Below are 15,385 nucleotides of genomic sequence, written 5' to 3' on the forward strand. Positions count from 1 at the left end.
TTCCTCCTTAATGTGGGGTTCCTTATATTTGAGCCGCCCGCATACGTGTAATCTTAGATGACTGAGTGTTTATACCCGGGACGGCAAGTTAAAACTGGTAATTATTCAGCGCCTTTGTTCTTTGCAGCGATCTCTTCCGCAATGGATTTAGGAACTTCTTCATAGTGAGAAAGCTCCATTGAGAATACGCCACGTCCTTGTGTACCAGAACGAAGTGTTGTAGAGTATCCGAACATTTCGGAAAGAGGCACCTTAGCACGGATAATTTGCGCTCCACCACGGGAATCCATACCTTCGATACGGCCACGGCGGGAGTTCAGCATACCCATTACATCACCCATATATTCCTCAGGAACAGTTACTTCTACTTTCATGATTGGCTCAAGCAGGACAGGCTTACACTTGTCTTTAGCTGCTTTGAGTGCCATCGAACCGGCAATTTTAAATGCCATTTCGTTGGAATCGACATCATGATAAGAACCATCTACGATGGTAGCTTTAACGTCTACTAGCGGGAAGCCAGCAAGTACGCCGTTTTTCATTTGTTCTTCAATACCCGCAAGTGCAGGAGCGATGTACTCTCTAGGAACCGAGCCACCAACAACTTTACTTTCGAATTTGCTACCAGTACCTGGTTCGAGGGGTTCAAACTCAACCCATACGTGACCGTATTGACCACGACCACCAGATTGGCGTACAAATTTACCTTCGACGCGAGCAGGTGCCTTGAACGTTTCGCGGTAAGCAACCTGTGGTTTACCCACATTGGTTTCTACTTTGAACTCACGACGCATACGGTCGATGATGATGTCCAAGTGAAGTTCACCCATACCAGCCAGGATTGTTTGGCCTGTTTCTTCATCAGTGTGAGCACGAAGAGTTGGATCCTCTTCAGTCAACTTTCCGAGAGCAACGCCCATTTTATCTTGGTCAGCTTTAGTTTTTGGTTCAACAGCGATCTCGATAACTGGATCAGGGAAGTTCATTGATTCCAGAATTACTGGATTCTTCTCATCACACAGTGTATCACCTGTACTGGTATCTTTCAAACCAACAGCAGCTGCGATGTCGCCAGAATACACGATGGAAATTTCTTGACGGCTGTTCGCATGCATTTGAAGGATACGACCAATACGTTCACGCTTGTTCTTAGTTGCATTAACTACGTATGATCCGGACTCAAGTACGCCTGAGTAAACACGGAAGAACGTAAGTTTACCAACATAAGGGTCTGTCATGATTTTAAATGCCAAAGCTGCAAACGGCTCTTCATCCGAAGAGTGACGAACAGCTTCTGTACCGTCATCAAGATGTCCAGTAATAGCTGGAACGTCAAGAGGAGATGGCAAGTAATCAACAACAGCATCCAGCATAAGCTGAATCCCTTTGTTTCGGTAGGAAGATCCAGCAATTACAGGGAACAATTTAACTTCAACTACGCCTTTGCGAATTGCAGCTTTAATTTCCGGAATTGTAATTTCTTCGCCTTCCAAATACTTCATAGTCAGATCCTCATCAAGTTCAGCAACTTTCTCGATCAACTCGAGACGCAGCTCCTCAACTTTGGCCAAATATTCTTCCGGAATATCCGTTACTTCGATGTTTTGGCCCAGATCATCTCTGAACATGTGTGCTTTTTGCTCAACTAGGTCGATAATACCAGTGAAATCACTTTCTGCACCAATTGGCAATTGAATAGCAACTGCATTGGCTTGAAGGCGATCACGCATAGTTTCGATTACGTTAAGGAAATCCGCACCGATAATGTCCATTTTGTTTACATATGCAATCCGGGGAACGTTATAACGGTCAGCCTGTCTCCATACGGTTTCAGACTGAGGCTCAACGCCCTCTTTTGCACTAAATACACCAACTGCCCCATCCAATACACGCAGGGAACGTTCAACTTCAACAGTGAAGTCAACGTGTCCTGGGGTATCAATGATATTGATGCGGTGACCTTTCCACGCAGCAGTCGTAGCAGCGGACGTAATCGTGATTCCGCGCTCTTGTTCTTGCTCCATCCAGTCCATTGTAGCAGCACCCTCGTGAACTTCACCGATTTTGTGCGTACGGCCTGTATAGAAAAGAATCCGCTCTGTGGTAGTTGTTTTACCAGCATCAATATGCGCCATGATCCCGATGTTACGTGTATTTTTTAAGGAGAACTCTCTAGCCATGAAATGGATCTCCCTTCAAAATATAAGTTATTTGAATGACCTTTATCCTACCAACGGTAGTGAGCGAACGCTTTGTTTGCTTCAGCCATTTTGTGTGTATCTTCACGTTTCTTAACAGAAGCGCCTGTGTTGTTGGAAGCGTCGATGATCTCAGCCGCCAAACGCTCTTCCATAGTCTTCTCACCGCGGTTGCGAGAGTAGTTTACGAGCCAACGTAATCCCAGAGCAGTACGTCTCTCTGGTTTAACCTCGATAGGTACTTGATAGTTAGCACCACCGACACGACGAGCTTTGACTTCCAAAACCGGCATGATATTCTTGATGGCAGCTTCGAAAACTTCCATCGGATCTTTACCCGTACGTTCTTCAATCAATTTGAATGAATTGTACAGAATGCTTTGAGCGACACCTCTTTTACCACCCAGCATAATGCGGTTAATCAAACGAGTAACCAACTTGCTATTATACAACGGATCTGGCAATACGTCTCTCTTTGTAACTGGACCTTTGCGTGGCATGGATATCCCCCTTTCTTAAATGTTTATTATTCAGATATTGTTATCTTACTTCTTAGCTTTAGGACGTTTTGCACCGTATTTAGAACGAGCTTGCATCCGGTTAGCTACACCTGCTGTATCCAAAGCACCACGAACGATATGGTAACGAACCCCTGCAAGGTCCTTTACTTTACCTCCGCGAAGTAATACAACACTGTGCTCTTGTAAGTTATGTCCGATACCCGGGATATAAGCTGTTACCTCGAGACGGTTCGTCAAACGAACACGGGCATATTTACGAAGCGCTGAGTTTGGTTTACGTGGAGTCATTGTGCCTACACGAGTGCACACACCGCGTTTTTGCGGAGCGCTCAAATTTGTAGCCTCACGCTTGAGGGCGTTATACCCTTTTTGAAGAGCGGGAGATTTAGATTTTTCGATTTTGGCTTGACGGCCTTTACGAACCAATTGGTTAATTGTTGGCATGTTGTTGCCACCCCCTTCCTGAAATGATAGTCGATTTAAGAACTCTAAGCCCACAGACCCAGGCGGTTCATAAAAAGACAAATGAAAAGTTCTTGCCGCTGGTGTTCACCCCAGTACAAAAACATTTCTGTAGCTATTGTTTTAAGACGGCTGCCATCGCAGCGCCAACTTCTATTCCGCAGGCCTTGCCCAAATTCAGCATCGTATCCACATATGTGATCTTAACACCTTGTTTGTTACAAAGCAAAACTATCCTGGAAGTAAGCCTTTGATCTCCGTCCTCTGCCACATAGACTTCTGCGGCTAGGCCCAACTCTACCGCCTTGACGGTTTGTTTGGTACCGATCTTGACCTGAGCATCCTGTAGTCCTCTATCATCAGTCATTCTCTTTACCTCCAATGAACAAGGATAACATGGCTACTCACGCACCTTAGACATTTTAGCATTATCAATAGATGGTGTCAAGAAATTCAGCAACAATTTTTATAGAAATTATACACAGCAGAACACTCATGCCACACCTATGAGTAGGTATGACATGAGCACACTACCATGATTGCTAATTTATTCAGCAGGAACCGTCTCTAAAGATTCAAGTTCGCTTTCTGCATTTGGATCACTTAGCTTAACGTTACGGTAACGGTTCATCCCAGTACCTGCAGGAATCAACTTACCGATAATAACATTTTCTTTAAGTCCAAGCAACTTATCTACTTTACCTTTGATAGCAGCGTCTGTTAGGACACGAGTAGTTTCTTGGAATGATGCAGCTGACAAGAAGGAATCAGTTTCAAGAGACGCCTTGGTAATACCGAGCAAGACTGGTTTAGCAACAGCAGGCTCTTTACCAGACAAGATAGCTTCCTTGTTAGCACCTTCGTACTCATGAATATCCGCAAATGCACCTGGCAACAGACTTGTGTCACCTGCGTCAATGATACGGATCTTCCGAAGCATTTGCTTGATCATAACTTCAATGTGCTTATCATTGATCTCAACGCCTTGGTTACGGTATACACGCTGTACTTCTTGCAGAATGTAGTTTTGTACCCCACGGATCCCTTTGATACGCAGCATTTCTTTAGGGTCAATCGAACCGTCTGTCAGCTCATCGCCGGCTTCGATTTCTTGGCCTTCGCTAACACGTAGACGTGAACCATAAGTAATGGAATAAGTCTTGGATTCTGCTTCACCTTGAACCTCGATTTCGCGACGGTCTTTGGTTTCACGGATTTCCTTGATTACGCCATCGATCTCACTGATTGTAGCTTGACCTTTAGGGTTACGAGCTTCAAACAACTCCTGAATACGCGGCAAACCTTGAGTGATGTCATCACCGGCAACACCGCCGGTATGGAACGTACGCATTGTAAGCTGGGTTCCTGGTTCACCGATAGATTGTGCGGCAATAATACCAACTGCTTCACCAATCTCAACGTGTTTACCAGTTGCCAAGTTACGTCCGTAACATTTCTTACAAACACCATGACGGGCACGGCAGCTCAGTACAGAACGAATTTGCAGCTTAGTTACACCTGCGTTTACAATTGACTCCGCTTTATCGGAGTCAATCAAATCATTGCGGTGAACAATGATTTCGCCTGTTTCTGGGTGACGAACAGTTTCGAAGCAGTAACGACCTTCAATACGGTCATACAGATCTTCGATAACTTCTTTACCATCCTGAATACGACTAACTGTGAAGCCTTTATCGGTTCCACAATCTTCTTCACGGACAATAACGTCCTGGGCAACGTCAACAAGACGACGAGTCAGATACCCTGAGTCAGCGGTACGAAGTGCGGTATCGGCAAGACCTTTACGCGCTCCGTGAGTGGAGATAAAGTACTCCAAGACGGTAAGACCTTCACGGAAGTTCGCCTTGATTGGCAATTCGAAAATCCGACCTGAAGGTGTTGCCATCAGACCACGCATACCACCCAGCTGAGTGATCTGCGATTTGTTACCACGCGCTTTAGAGTCAACCATGAGCATGATAGAGTTGAAACGGTCCATCGACTTAAGCAGGATGTTCGTAAGATCATCCTTAGTCTTCGACCAGATCTCAATAACACGGTCATACCGTTCGTCATTGGTGATCAAACCACGGCGATATTGGTTAGCAACCACATCAACCTTAGCTTCAGACTCTTTCAGGATGGTAACTTTCTCCTCAGGGACAATAACGTCCGACACGGCAACTGTAACACCAGAACGTGTGGAGTAAGTGAATCCGAGTTGTTTAATTTTATCCAAAATCATAGAAGTTTTGGTTGTGTGATAAGTTTCAAAACAACGAGCAATAATCAGACCCAGATATTCTTTACCTACAGCACTGGCTTCTGGAGCGGATTCAATCAGCTCGCGAATGTTCGCGCCTTTTTCGTAGATAAAGTATTTCTCTGGTGTGCCGTGCAGCAAGTTAGTTTTGGTTGCTTCGTTGATATAAGGGAAACTACTTGGGTAGATTTCATTAAAAATGATCTTACCGACCGTAGTAATCAACATTGCATTTTGTTGTTCTTCCGTAAAGCATGTTTTGCCAAGTGCTTTAGCCGGAATAGCAACACGAGCATGAAGTCCTGCAGTTCCGCGTTGGTAAGCTGATACAGCTTCGTTAACGGTACGCAGAATCATACCACTACCCTTTTCTTCCTTGTTATCCATGGTCAAGTAGAAAGTACCAAGGACCATATCCTGGGAAGGTGTTACAACTGGCTTACCGTCTTTAGGGTTCAAGATATTACCAGATGCAAGCATAAGAATGCGTGCTTCCGCTTGAGCTTCTGCAGACAGAGGAACGTGCACCGCCATTTGGTCACCGTCAAAGTCGGCATTGTACGCCGTACATACGAGTGGGTGAAGACGAATAGCGTGACCTTCCACCAAGATCGGTTCAAATGCTTGAATACCGAGACGGTGAAGTGTTGGTGCGCGGTTTAGAAGTACTGGGTGTTCTCTAATTACTTCTTCGAGTACATCCCAAACTTCAGGACTTACGCGTTCAACTTTACGTTTCGCGCTCTTTATGTTGTGGGCAAGACCCTTATTGACCAATTCTTTCATAACAAAAGGCTTGAACAATTCTAACGCCATTTTCTTAGGAAGTCCGCACTGATACATCTTAAGGTACGGTCCTACTACGATAACGGAACGTCCAGAGTAGTCAACCCGTTTACCGAGCAAGTTCTGGCGGAAACGTCCTTGTTTACCTTTCAGCATATGGCTGAGCGATTTAAGCGGACGGTTACCAGGACCGGTTACCGGACGTCCCCGACGGCCGTTATCGATGAGAGCATCGACAGCTTCCTGGAGCATCCGTTTTTCGTTCTGCACGATAATGTCAGGAGCACCGAGATCAAGCAGTCTTTTCAGACGGTTGTTCCGGTTAATAACACGGCGATAGAGATCATTCAAATCAGACGTAGCAAAACGGCCACCATCCAACTGAACCATCGGACGAAGCTCCGGAGGAATAACCGGAAGAACATCCATGATCATCCAATCAGGCTTGTTGCCGGAGTTACGGAACGCTTCAATGACTTCCAGACGTTTGATCGCCCGGTTACGGCGTTGGCCTTGGGCCGTACGCAGTTCTTCTTTGAGGAATTCCAGCTCTTTATCAATGTCGATATCTTGAAGAAGCTTTTTAACAGCTTCAGCACCCATGCCGGCTTGGAAACCATAACCGTATTTTTCACGGTAGCTACGATATTCTTTCTCGGACAGAAGTTGTTTCTTTTCCAGTGGAGTTTCACCTGGATCCGTTACAACATAAGATGCGAAATAGATAATTTCTTCAAGTGATCTTGGAGACATATCTAGTGCAAGCCCCATGCGGCTTGGGATACCTTTGAAATACCAGATATGAGATACCGGAGCGGCCAATTCAATGTGACCCATACGTTCACGACGAACTTTAGCACGGGTAACCTCAACGCCACAACGGTCGCAGACTACGCCCTTATAACGGACACGTTTGTATTTACCGCAATGACATTCCCAGTCTTTTTGTGGTCCAAAGATACGCTCACAGAAAAGACCCTCTTTTTCCGGTTTCAACGTACGATAGTTAATGGTTTCCGGTTTCTTAACTTCTCCGCGGGACCATGAACGAATCTTCTCCGGAGAAGCGAGTCCGATTTTCATAAATTCAAAATTGTTAACGTCCAACAAGGAGCAACCCTCCTTAACCTAATCCTGATTTAGTACCGCTTTGCCCTCTTCTGACTGTTACATCAAAAGAGGGCGTGCGGTCCTTTATAAAATGGAACTTTTAAGCTCCAGCTTGATTATTCTACTCCGACTTCTGAACCTTCTAAATTGAGGCTTAGTTTGTCGCCTGACGTCTCGTCCTCATCGTCCAATTCTCTCATTTCAATTTCCTGCTCGTCACCGCTAAGAATCTTAACATCCATACCCAGGGACTGCAGTTCTTTGATCAATACCTTGAACGACTCAGGAACACCTGGTTCCGGTACATTTTCACCTTTGACAATGGATTCGTACGTCTTCACGCGACCAACCACGTCATCGGATTTCACGGTCAAAATTTCTTGCAATGTATATGCAGCACCGTAAGCTTCAAGCGCCCACACTTCCATCTCCCCGAAACGCTGTCCACCAAATTGAGCTTTACCACCCAATGGTTGCTGCGTAACTAGTGAGTAAGGTCCTGTTGAACGGGCGTGAATCTTATCATCAACCATGTGCGCCAGTTTGATCATGTGCATGACACCGACAGTAACTTCACGTTCGAAGCGTTCACCTGTACGGCCATCATACAGTACAGTTTTACCATTACGCTGCATACCTGCTTCTTCCATCGTATCAAACACGTCGTACTCACGCGCTCCGTCGAATACCGGCGTTGCAATGTGAATTCCCAGACGCAATGCGGCCATACCAATATGGACCTCAAGCACCTGTCCGATGTTCATACGAGAAGGAACGCCCAGAGGGTTAAGAACAACCTGTACTGGCGTACCGTCCGGAAGGAACGGCATATCTTCTTCTGGCAGGATACGGGCAACGACACCCTTGTTACCGTGACGTCCGGCCATCTTGTCTCCCTCAGAGATCTTACGTTTCTGAGCGATGTAGACACGAACCAATTGATTTACACCAGGAGGCAGCTCATCGCCGTTCTCACGTGTAAAGACTTTAACGTCCACGATAATACCATCACTACCATGAGGAACGCGTAAAGAGGTATCCCGTACTTCACGAGCTTTCTCACCAAAGATAGCGTGCAGGAGACGTTCTTCTGCTGTCAGTTCAGTTACACCCTTAGGAGTAACCTTACCCACCAGAATGTCACCAGCACTGATTTCCGCACCGATGCGGATGATTCCGCGCTCATCAAGATTGCGCAGAGCTTCTTCGCCGACGTTCGGAATATCGCGCGTAATTTCTTCAGGTCCCAATTTAGTGTCGCGAGCTTCAGATTCGTATTCTTCGATATGAATCGAAGTATATACATCTTCCTTAACCAGCTTTTCACTTAACAGGATCGCATCCTCGTAGTTGTAACCTTCCCAAGTCATGAACGCAACGACTACGTTACGGCCAAGAGCAAGTTCGCCCATTTCTGTGGAAGGACCGTCTGCCAGGATATCACCCTTCTTAACAATATCCCCTCTTTTAGCTAGAGGACGTTGGTTAATACAGGTACCTTGGTTAGAACGCATAAATTTGTGTAATTTATATTTAACGATATCGCCTTTAACTTCCTTGCCTTCGACAGTCTCAACGCGACGCAGCCAAATTTCATTAGCTGAAGAACGTTCGATAATACCGTCATACTTGGAAACGATACATACGCCAGAATCCTTAGCGGATTTATGTTCCATCCCTGTTCCGACCAGCGGAGCTTTTGGAATTAGAAGCGGAACAGCTTGACGTTGCATGTTAGATCCCATCAGTGCGCGGTTGGAGTCATCGTTCTCAAGGAACGGAATGAGCGCCGTAGCGACAGATACAACCTGTTTAGGCGAAACGTCCATGTAATCGACACGATTACTTGGCATCGTTGTAATGTTGTCTGAGTCTTTGTTGTAACGAACGATTACCATGTCTTCTTTAAAGGTGCCATCTTCTTCGATCAACACGTTAGCCTGAGCAACTACATAATTATCTTCCTCATCAGCAGTCAGATAGTCAATTTGCTCAGTCACCTTACCAGTCTTCGGATCCACCCAACGATACGGAGCTTCAATAAAGCCGTATTCATTGATGCGGGCAAAGGTAGACAAGGAGTTGATCAACCCGATGTTTGGACCTTCCGGCGTTTCAATTGGACACATCCGACCGTAGTGACTGTGATGGACGTCACGAACTTCAAAGCCCGCGCGTTCACGTGTCAAACCACCAGGTCCGAGGGCGGACAGACGACGTTTATGCGTAAGTTCCGCAAGCGGGTTCGTCTGATCCATAAATTGAGACAGCTGGGAGCTACCGAAGAACTCTTTAATAGACGCGATGACCGGACGAATATTGATCAGAGCCTGAGGCGTAATCGCATTAGCATCCTGAATCGACATTCTTTCACGTACAACACGTTCCATCCGGGACAAACCGATACGGAACTGATTCTGCAAGAGTTCACCTACAGAACGCAGACGACGGTTACCCAAGTGGTCAATATCATCGGTATTGCCAATTCCGTGAAGCAAATTAATAAAGTAGCTGATTGAGGATATAATATCAGCTTGAGTAATATGCTTAACAGATTTGTCGATATTGCCGTTAGCGATCAGCTTAATAACCCGGCCTTCTTCAATTGGCGAGAATACGTCAATTGTTTGAAGAGGAATATCTTCGCTGTCCATAACTCCACCAGTAACACGGTAGTTTTTAAAGGCAACATTCTTTTCGAAATATGGAATCAATTCATCAAGCAGTCTACGATCGACCATTTGGCCGGATTCTGCCAGGATTTCTCCAGTAGAGTCGTCAACCAAAGGCTGAGCAAGACGCTGATTGAAAAGACGGTTCTTAATGTGTAGCTTTTTATTGATTTTGTAACGGCCTACATTAGCTAGGTCGTAGCGTTTTGGATCAAAGAAACGCGCAACCAGCAAACTTTTGGCATTGTCTAGTGTCGGCGGTTCGCCCGGACGCAAACGCTCATAAATTTCAATAAGCGCCTTCTCCGTGGAGTCCGTGTTGTCTTTATCCAGCGTATTGCGAATATATTCATCATTGCCAAGCAATTCCAGAATTTCGGCATCACTACCGAAACCGAGAGCACGCAAAAGTACGGTAACAGGAATTTTACGAGTCCGATCGATACGAACATACATAATGTCCTTAGCATCGGTTTCAAGTTCCAACCAGGCTCCGCGGTTCGGGATTACTGTGGCGGTGTAGGTTTTTTTGCCGTTCTTATCCACTTTTGTGCTGAAATAGACGCTTGGAGAGCGAACCAACTGGCTGACAATAACCCGTTCCGCACCATTAATAATAAAAGTGCCGGTCTCCGTCATCAGCGGGAAATCTCCCATGAACACTTCCTGCTCTTTAACCTCACCGGTCTCTTTATTAATGAGCCGCACCTTTACACGCAGAGGAGCCGCATACGTTACGTCCCGCTCTTTAGCGTCGTCAACCGTATATTTCGGTTCACCCAGGCTGTAATCAATGAACTCTAGTACCAAATTACCTGTGAAATCCTGGATCGGCGAGATGTCCTGAAACATTTCCCGCAATCCTTCCTCCAAAAACCAATCATAAGATTTTTGTTGGATCTCGATCAGGTTCGGGACCTCGAGTACCTCGTTAATTCTCGCATAGCTCCGCCGAGTGCGTCGACCATACTGAACAAGATGTCCTGCCAACTTTACTCACCCCTCATGTCTACTCACTTAAAAATTGATTGCGAACCCTTGTTTGGAACCGTATAATGGAACCATACTACAAGGATTCAGTCATAAATAAAAGAAAAGCCCTTATCGAAATCTTCGAAAAAAGAGCGCATTTATCCATGACCAAAATACTCCTTATCAAGTAGATTTGCCCAAAACGTACATATTATACGTCACCAAGCAATAGTTTATGCGCTATTATCTATTACCACGCAGCATTTGCTACGTTAGAGCATAGACAACCAACTCGCAAAAACTTGCCGTGCGGCATGCGCTAGCCGGGCGACAATATATTGCTTGACATTTCAGCAAACTAAAGACATGGAGCCTATCTTAATACTGACATTTTATAATAATACCATTATCACTATCACATGTCAATAACCTATTGTATTTTATTTTTGCGCTTTAATAATACGATAGCCTTTGTCTTTCCCCACTTCTTCCACCATTGAGAACAAGCTTTCTAGTTTTGCCACTGCGGATGGAGCGCCCTGCTTCTTCTGAATCACAATCCACAGATAGCCACCCTCATTTAAATGTTCATACGCATCTTCAAAAATCTTATGCACTACAGCTTTTCCTGCACGAATCGGAGGATTAGTTAGAATCACATCGAACTTCTGCTGCTCATTCAATGCGCCGAGCACATCGCTTTCCATTATCGTAACATTCCGGATTCCATTGTGCTGAGCATTCTCACGCGCCAGTTCTACCGCACGACTGTTAATATCAATCATGGTTACATGTCCTTTGGGAGCTAGGTATGCTGCACTTAATCCAATCGGCCCATAACCACAACCTACATCAAGCACCGCTGAACCGTCCGGAATTATCATAGCTTCAATAAGAACTCGGCTACCGTAATCGATGTCCCCTTTAGAGAATACACCGGCATCGCTCGTAAAACGAAAGCTTTTGCCTCTTAGTACGGTATCAATGCTACGTCTGTCATGACGTACTTCCGGCTGCTGCGAATAATAATGTTGCGACATCTCTTTCCTCCCTTTCCTATTATGTTAGCAGTTGGTATATACGCCCTACTAACTCTATTTATAAAACAAACCCCTTGAACAAGTTCAAGGGGTTTTCAGTAATAGAAGGAATTACTTCACTTCTACAGCTGCGCCTGCTTCTTCCAATTTTGCTTTAGTAGCTTCGGCTTCGTCTTTGCTTACTTTTTCTTTGATTGCTTTTGGTGCGTTGTCTACAAGATCTTTAGCTTCTTTCAAGCCAAGACCAGTGATTTCGCGAACGATTTTGATAACGTTGATTTTGGAAGCGCCAGCGCCTGTCAAAATTACGTCAAATTCGGATTGCTCTTCAGCTACTGCTGCTACTGCACCGCCAGCTGCTACTGGAGCTGCTGCAGTTACGCCGAATTCTTCTTCAATTGCTTTAACCAGGTCGTTCAGTTCCAATACGCTCATGCCTTTAATTGCTTCCAAGATTGCTTCTTTACTCATGATTGAACCTCCATTTTATATTTAAATTTATTTGTGGTATTGATTATGCTGCAAGAGTCAAAGGCTTACGCGCTTTGTTCTTCTTTTTCAGCAACAGCTTTAACTGCAAGCGCGAAGTTGCGCATTGGAGCTTGAAGTACGCTAAGCAGCATGGACAGCAAACCATCGCGGGATGGAAGCTCAGCCAGTGCTTTCAGTTGTTCCGCGTCAATGACACGACCTTCAACTACGCCGCCTTTCAATTTCAAAGCGTCGTTTTTCTTGGCGAAATCGTTCAAAATTTTAGCTGGTGCTACTGCATCAGTTGTGCTGAATGCGATAGCTGTTGGACCAGTCAAAACTTCATCCAATTCACTCAACTCAGCCGCAGCAGTTGCGCGACGCAGCAATGTGTTCTTCAGGACTTGAAACTCAACGCCAGCTTCACGAAGTTGCTTACGCAGTTCAGTCACTTGGGAAACGTTCAATCCACGGTAGTCAGCTACAACAGTCGAAAGACTGTTTTGCAGTTTTGCAGTAACGACGTCAACCGCGTCTTGTTTTGCTTGAATTACTTTTGCATTTGCCAATGTATACACCTCCTGAAAATTTATGTGTCGGCGTTCTTTCCAAGGAAAGCTTCACCGCTCCTACGCAGGCAGTAGAAAAGCCTCCGCAGAATCACGAAGGCTTGATAAAACGAAAGTTATACGAGCGAGCTCGTTACTTCTTGTTTCTATCACAACACCTCGGTAGGAAATTAAGCACTAAGGCACCTACTGTCTACGGTAAGCATATTCAAGGTTAAGATTGATACCTTAAGTTTCACAACTGTTATAGATTATCAAAATTGACTCAAAGAGTCAACCCTTAATTATCTGAAGACGGTTGTGTTCACACGAGCGCTAGGTCCCATTGTGGAAGAAATCGAGATGCCTTTAAGGTATACACCTTTAGCAGCAGCTGGTTTCGCACGGTTCAAAGCGTCGATAAGAGCTTTAAGGTTATCGTTCAATTGTGCAGCATCAAAGGACACTTTGCCGATTGGCGCGTGAATTTGACCTGCTTTGTCGAGACGGTATTCGATTTTACCGGCTTTGATTTCTTGCACAGCCTTGGAAACATCGAATGTAACTGTGCCAGCTTTAGGGTTAGGCATAAGACCTTTACCACCAAGCAGACGACCCAGTTTACCGACTTCACTCATCATATCAGGTGTAGCTACGCAGACATCAAATTCAAACCAGCCTTGTTGAATTTTGTTGATCATGTCTTGATCACCAACAAAATCAGCGCCAGCAGCTTCAGCCTCTTTCGCTTTTTCACCTTTTGCAAATACAAGCACGCGTTGTGTTTTACCAGTGCCGTGAGGCAGGACAACAACACCACGAACTGCTTGGTCTTGTTTACGTGGGTCTACACCCAGACGAACTGCTGCTTCAACGGTTTCGTCGAACTTAGCAGTCGCTGCCTTTTTCACAAGCTCTACAGCTTCTGAAGGCTCGTAAGTTGCTTCGCTGTTGATCAGCTTAGCAGCTTCTTGGTATTTCTTACCATGTTTAGCCATGAAAATGTTCCTCCTTTGTGGTGTTAGCGGAAATTCCTCCCACATACTTGCGGGTCACGAATGACCGATTCTTCGAAAACTACTAGTCTTCGATTGTGATACCCATACTGCGGGCAGTACCTTCAACCATACGCATTGCAGCTTCAACAGTTGCAGCGTTAAGGTCAGGCATTTTTGTTTCAGCAATTTCACGTACCGCAGCGCGGCCGATTTTTGCTACTTTTTTCTTGTTTGGTTCGCCGGATCCTTTTTCTACTTTAGCAGCGATGCGAAGCAGAACAGCAGCCGGAGGAGTTTTAGTGATGAAAGTAAAGGAACGGTCTTCAAATACTGTAATTTCAACCGGAATGATCAAGCCAGCCTGGTCGGCAGTACGAGCATTAAACTCCTTACAGAATGCCATGATGTTGACACCTGCTTGACCTAACGCCGGACCTACTGGAGGCGCTGGATTCGCTTTCCCTGCAGGAATCTGCAGTTTCACCATTTTAATAACTTTTTTAGCCATGAGTGACACCTCCTTGCAAAAATAGTGGTCTTCGAACGCCAATAGCGCTCTCCCACAAGAAACCCTAGCTTATGTTATATTTTCTCCACTTGAGTGAAATCCAACTCTAGCGGGGTTTCCCGTCCAAACATGTTAACATGCACTTTGATCTTGCTCTTGTCAGCCAAAATTTCTTCCACGGAGCCCACAAAATTCGCAAACGGACCAACCATAATACGTACGGATTCCTTGATTTCGAAATCAATCTTCGCTTTAGGTTCAACCATGCCCATATGCTTCAGAATTTGTTCTACCTCTTCCGGAAGCAAAGCTGTTGGTTTAGACCCTGAGCCTGTCGAACCAACAAATCCAGTAACGCCCGGAGTATTGCGGACAACATACCAGGAATCATCAGTCTGAACCATTTCCACCAAAACATATCCGGGGTAAACCTTACGCATAACGGTTTTTTTCTTACCGTCTTTGTTTACGATTTCTTCTTCCATAGGAACAAGAACGCGGAATATTTTGTCTTCCATGCCCATGGACTCAACGCGCTTTTCCAAATTGGCTTTGACCTTATTCTCATACCCAGAATAGGTATGAACGACATACCATCTTTTTTCCATATCAAGCCACCTGGGACCTCTCTAAATAATCGCTTCAATCACAGCGGAAATACCGATGTCCAGAACCCAGAAGTAAATAGCGACAACTACAATCGTACCGAGAACGATCAATGTATAGTTGGTCAATTCTTTACGACTTGGCCAGCGAACCTTTTTGAGTTCACTCCAGCTCTCAGTGAAAAAGGAAAACATAGACTTGAAACTACGTTTCATGCCGACTACACCTCC

13 protein-coding genes and 1 other annotated feature are annotated in these 15,385 nt (G+C 45.2%); all 13 genes read right to left on the reverse strand.

The genetic code is table 11. From position 1 onward, the window contains the following. Positions 1 to 101: 101 nt before the first annotated feature. Positions 102 to 2,180 (reverse strand): elongation factor G, encoded by a 2,079-nt coding sequence (fusA, locus tag MHI32_RS27770; RefSeq protein ID WP_036680521.1) that lies wholly within the window; start codon positions 2,178 to 2,180, stop codon positions 102 to 104. Positions 2,181 to 2,227: 47 nt separating this feature from the next. After that, positions 2,228 to 2,698, reverse strand: a complete 471-nt coding sequence (gene rpsG / locus MHI32_RS27775; protein ID WP_036680520.1) for a 30S ribosomal protein S7 — start codon at positions 2,696 to 2,698, stop codon at positions 2,228 to 2,230. Between the two features lie 45 nt (positions 2,699 to 2,743). Further along, positions 2,744 to 3,163, reverse strand: a complete 420-nt coding sequence (rpsL, locus tag MHI32_RS27780) for a 30S ribosomal protein S12 (RefSeq protein WP_036680518.1) — start codon at positions 3,161 to 3,163, stop codon at positions 2,744 to 2,746. 133 nt (positions 3,164 to 3,296) lie between these two features. Continuing rightward, on the reverse strand, positions 3,297 to 3,548 hold the full coding sequence (locus tag MHI32_RS27785; RefSeq protein WP_038573459.1) for a ribosomal L7Ae/L30e/S12e/Gadd45 family protein: 252 nt from the start codon (positions 3,546 to 3,548) through the stop codon (positions 3,297 to 3,299). A gap of 180 nt (positions 3,549 to 3,728) precedes the next feature. After that, the gene (rpoC, locus tag MHI32_RS27790) at positions 3,729 to 7,340 is read right to left on the reverse strand and encodes a DNA-directed RNA polymerase subunit beta' (protein WP_340011450.1); all 3,612 of its coding nucleotides are present in this window, start codon (positions 7,338 to 7,340) and stop codon (positions 3,729 to 3,731) included. Positions 7,341 to 7,456: 116 nt separating this feature from the next. Beyond that, positions 7,457 to 11,002, reverse strand: coding sequence for a DNA-directed RNA polymerase subunit beta (gene rpoB, locus MHI32_RS27795; protein WP_038573461.1), 3,546 nt, complete (start codon positions 11,000 to 11,002; stop codon positions 7,457 to 7,459). 422 nt (positions 11,003 to 11,424) lie between these two features. Next, positions 11,425 to 12,024, reverse strand: a complete 600-nt coding sequence (locus MHI32_RS27800; protein WP_076186625.1) for a class I SAM-dependent methyltransferase — start codon at positions 12,022 to 12,024, stop codon at positions 11,425 to 11,427. A gap of 111 nt (positions 12,025 to 12,135) precedes the next feature. Next, positions 12,136 to 12,495, reverse strand: coding sequence for a 50S ribosomal protein L7/L12 (rplL, locus tag MHI32_RS27805; RefSeq protein ID WP_036680508.1), 360 nt, complete (start codon positions 12,493 to 12,495; stop codon positions 12,136 to 12,138). 65 nt (positions 12,496 to 12,560) lie between these two features. After that, on the reverse strand, positions 12,561 to 13,064 hold the full coding sequence (rplJ, locus tag MHI32_RS27810) for a 50S ribosomal protein L10 (RefSeq protein WP_076099619.1): 504 nt from the start codon (positions 13,062 to 13,064) through the stop codon (positions 12,561 to 12,563). Between the two features lie 64 nt (positions 13,065 to 13,128). Beyond that, positions 13,129 to 13,281: a sequence feature (ribosomal protein L10 leader region), on the reverse strand. 67 nt (positions 13,282 to 13,348) lie between these two features. Then, positions 13,349 to 14,041: a 50S ribosomal protein L1 gene (rplA, locus tag MHI32_RS27815; protein ID WP_036680504.1), complete on the reverse strand. Its 693-nt coding sequence runs from the start codon at positions 14,039 to 14,041 to the stop codon at positions 13,349 to 13,351. An 82-nt stretch (positions 14,042 to 14,123) separates the two neighbouring features. Continuing rightward, on the reverse strand, positions 14,124 to 14,549 hold the full coding sequence (gene rplK / locus MHI32_RS27820; protein ID WP_036680502.1) for a 50S ribosomal protein L11: 426 nt from the start codon (positions 14,547 to 14,549) through the stop codon (positions 14,124 to 14,126). Positions 14,550 to 14,623: 74 nt separating this feature from the next. Further along, entirely contained in the window at positions 14,624 to 15,157 is a 534-nt protein-coding gene (nusG, locus tag MHI32_RS27825; RefSeq protein WP_036680499.1) for a transcription termination/antitermination protein NusG, read from the reverse strand. Between the two features lie 21 nt (positions 15,158 to 15,178). Next, a complete protein-coding gene (gene secE, locus MHI32_RS27830; RefSeq protein ID WP_036680497.1) occupies positions 15,179 to 15,370 on the reverse strand; it encodes a preprotein translocase subunit SecE in 192 nt (63 codons plus the stop codon). Positions 15,371 to 15,385: the final 15 nt, after the last annotated feature.

This window comes from Paenibacillus sp. FSL H7-0690, assembly GCF_037980415.1.
GTDB classification, from domain to species: Bacteria; Bacillota; Bacilli; order Paenibacillales; family Paenibacillaceae; genus Paenibacillus_AQ; species Paenibacillus_AQ odorifer.

Excerpts from the sequence above, each read along its gene's own strand:
- fusA (WP_036680521.1), bottom strand. The coding sequence starts at position 2,180 with ATGGCTAGAGAGTTCTCCTTAAAAAATACACGTAACATCGGGATCATG.
- rpsG (WP_036680520.1), bottom strand. The coding sequence starts at position 2,698 with ATGCCACGCAAAGGTCCAGTTACAAAGAGAGACGTATTGCCAGATCCG.
- rpsL (WP_036680518.1), bottom strand. The coding sequence starts at position 3,163 with ATGCCAACAATTAACCAATTGGTTCGTAAAGGCCGTCAAGCCAAAATC.
- MHI32_RS27785 (WP_038573459.1), bottom strand. The coding sequence starts at position 3,548 with ATGACTGATGATAGAGGACTACAGGATGCTCAGGTCAAGATCGGTACC.
- MHI32_RS27800 (WP_076186625.1), bottom strand. The coding sequence starts at position 12,024 with ATGTCGCAACATTATTATTCGCAGCAGCCGGAAGTACGTCATGACAGA.
- rplL (WP_036680508.1), bottom strand. The coding sequence starts at position 12,495 with ATGAGTAAAGAAGCAATCTTGGAAGCAATTAAAGGCATGAGCGTATTG.
- rplA (WP_036680504.1), bottom strand. The coding sequence starts at position 14,041 with ATGGCTAAACATGGTAAGAAATACCAAGAAGCTGCTAAGCTGATCAAC.
- rplK (WP_036680502.1), bottom strand. The coding sequence starts at position 14,549 with ATGGCTAAAAAAGTTATTAAAATGGTGAAACTGCAGATTCCTGCAGGG.
- nusG (WP_036680499.1), bottom strand. The coding sequence starts at position 15,157 with ATGGAAAAAAGATGGTATGTCGTTCATACCTATTCTGGGTATGAGAAT.
- secE (WP_036680497.1), bottom strand. The coding sequence starts at position 15,370 with ATGAAACGTAGTTTCAAGTCTATGTTTTCCTTTTTCACTGAGAGCTGG.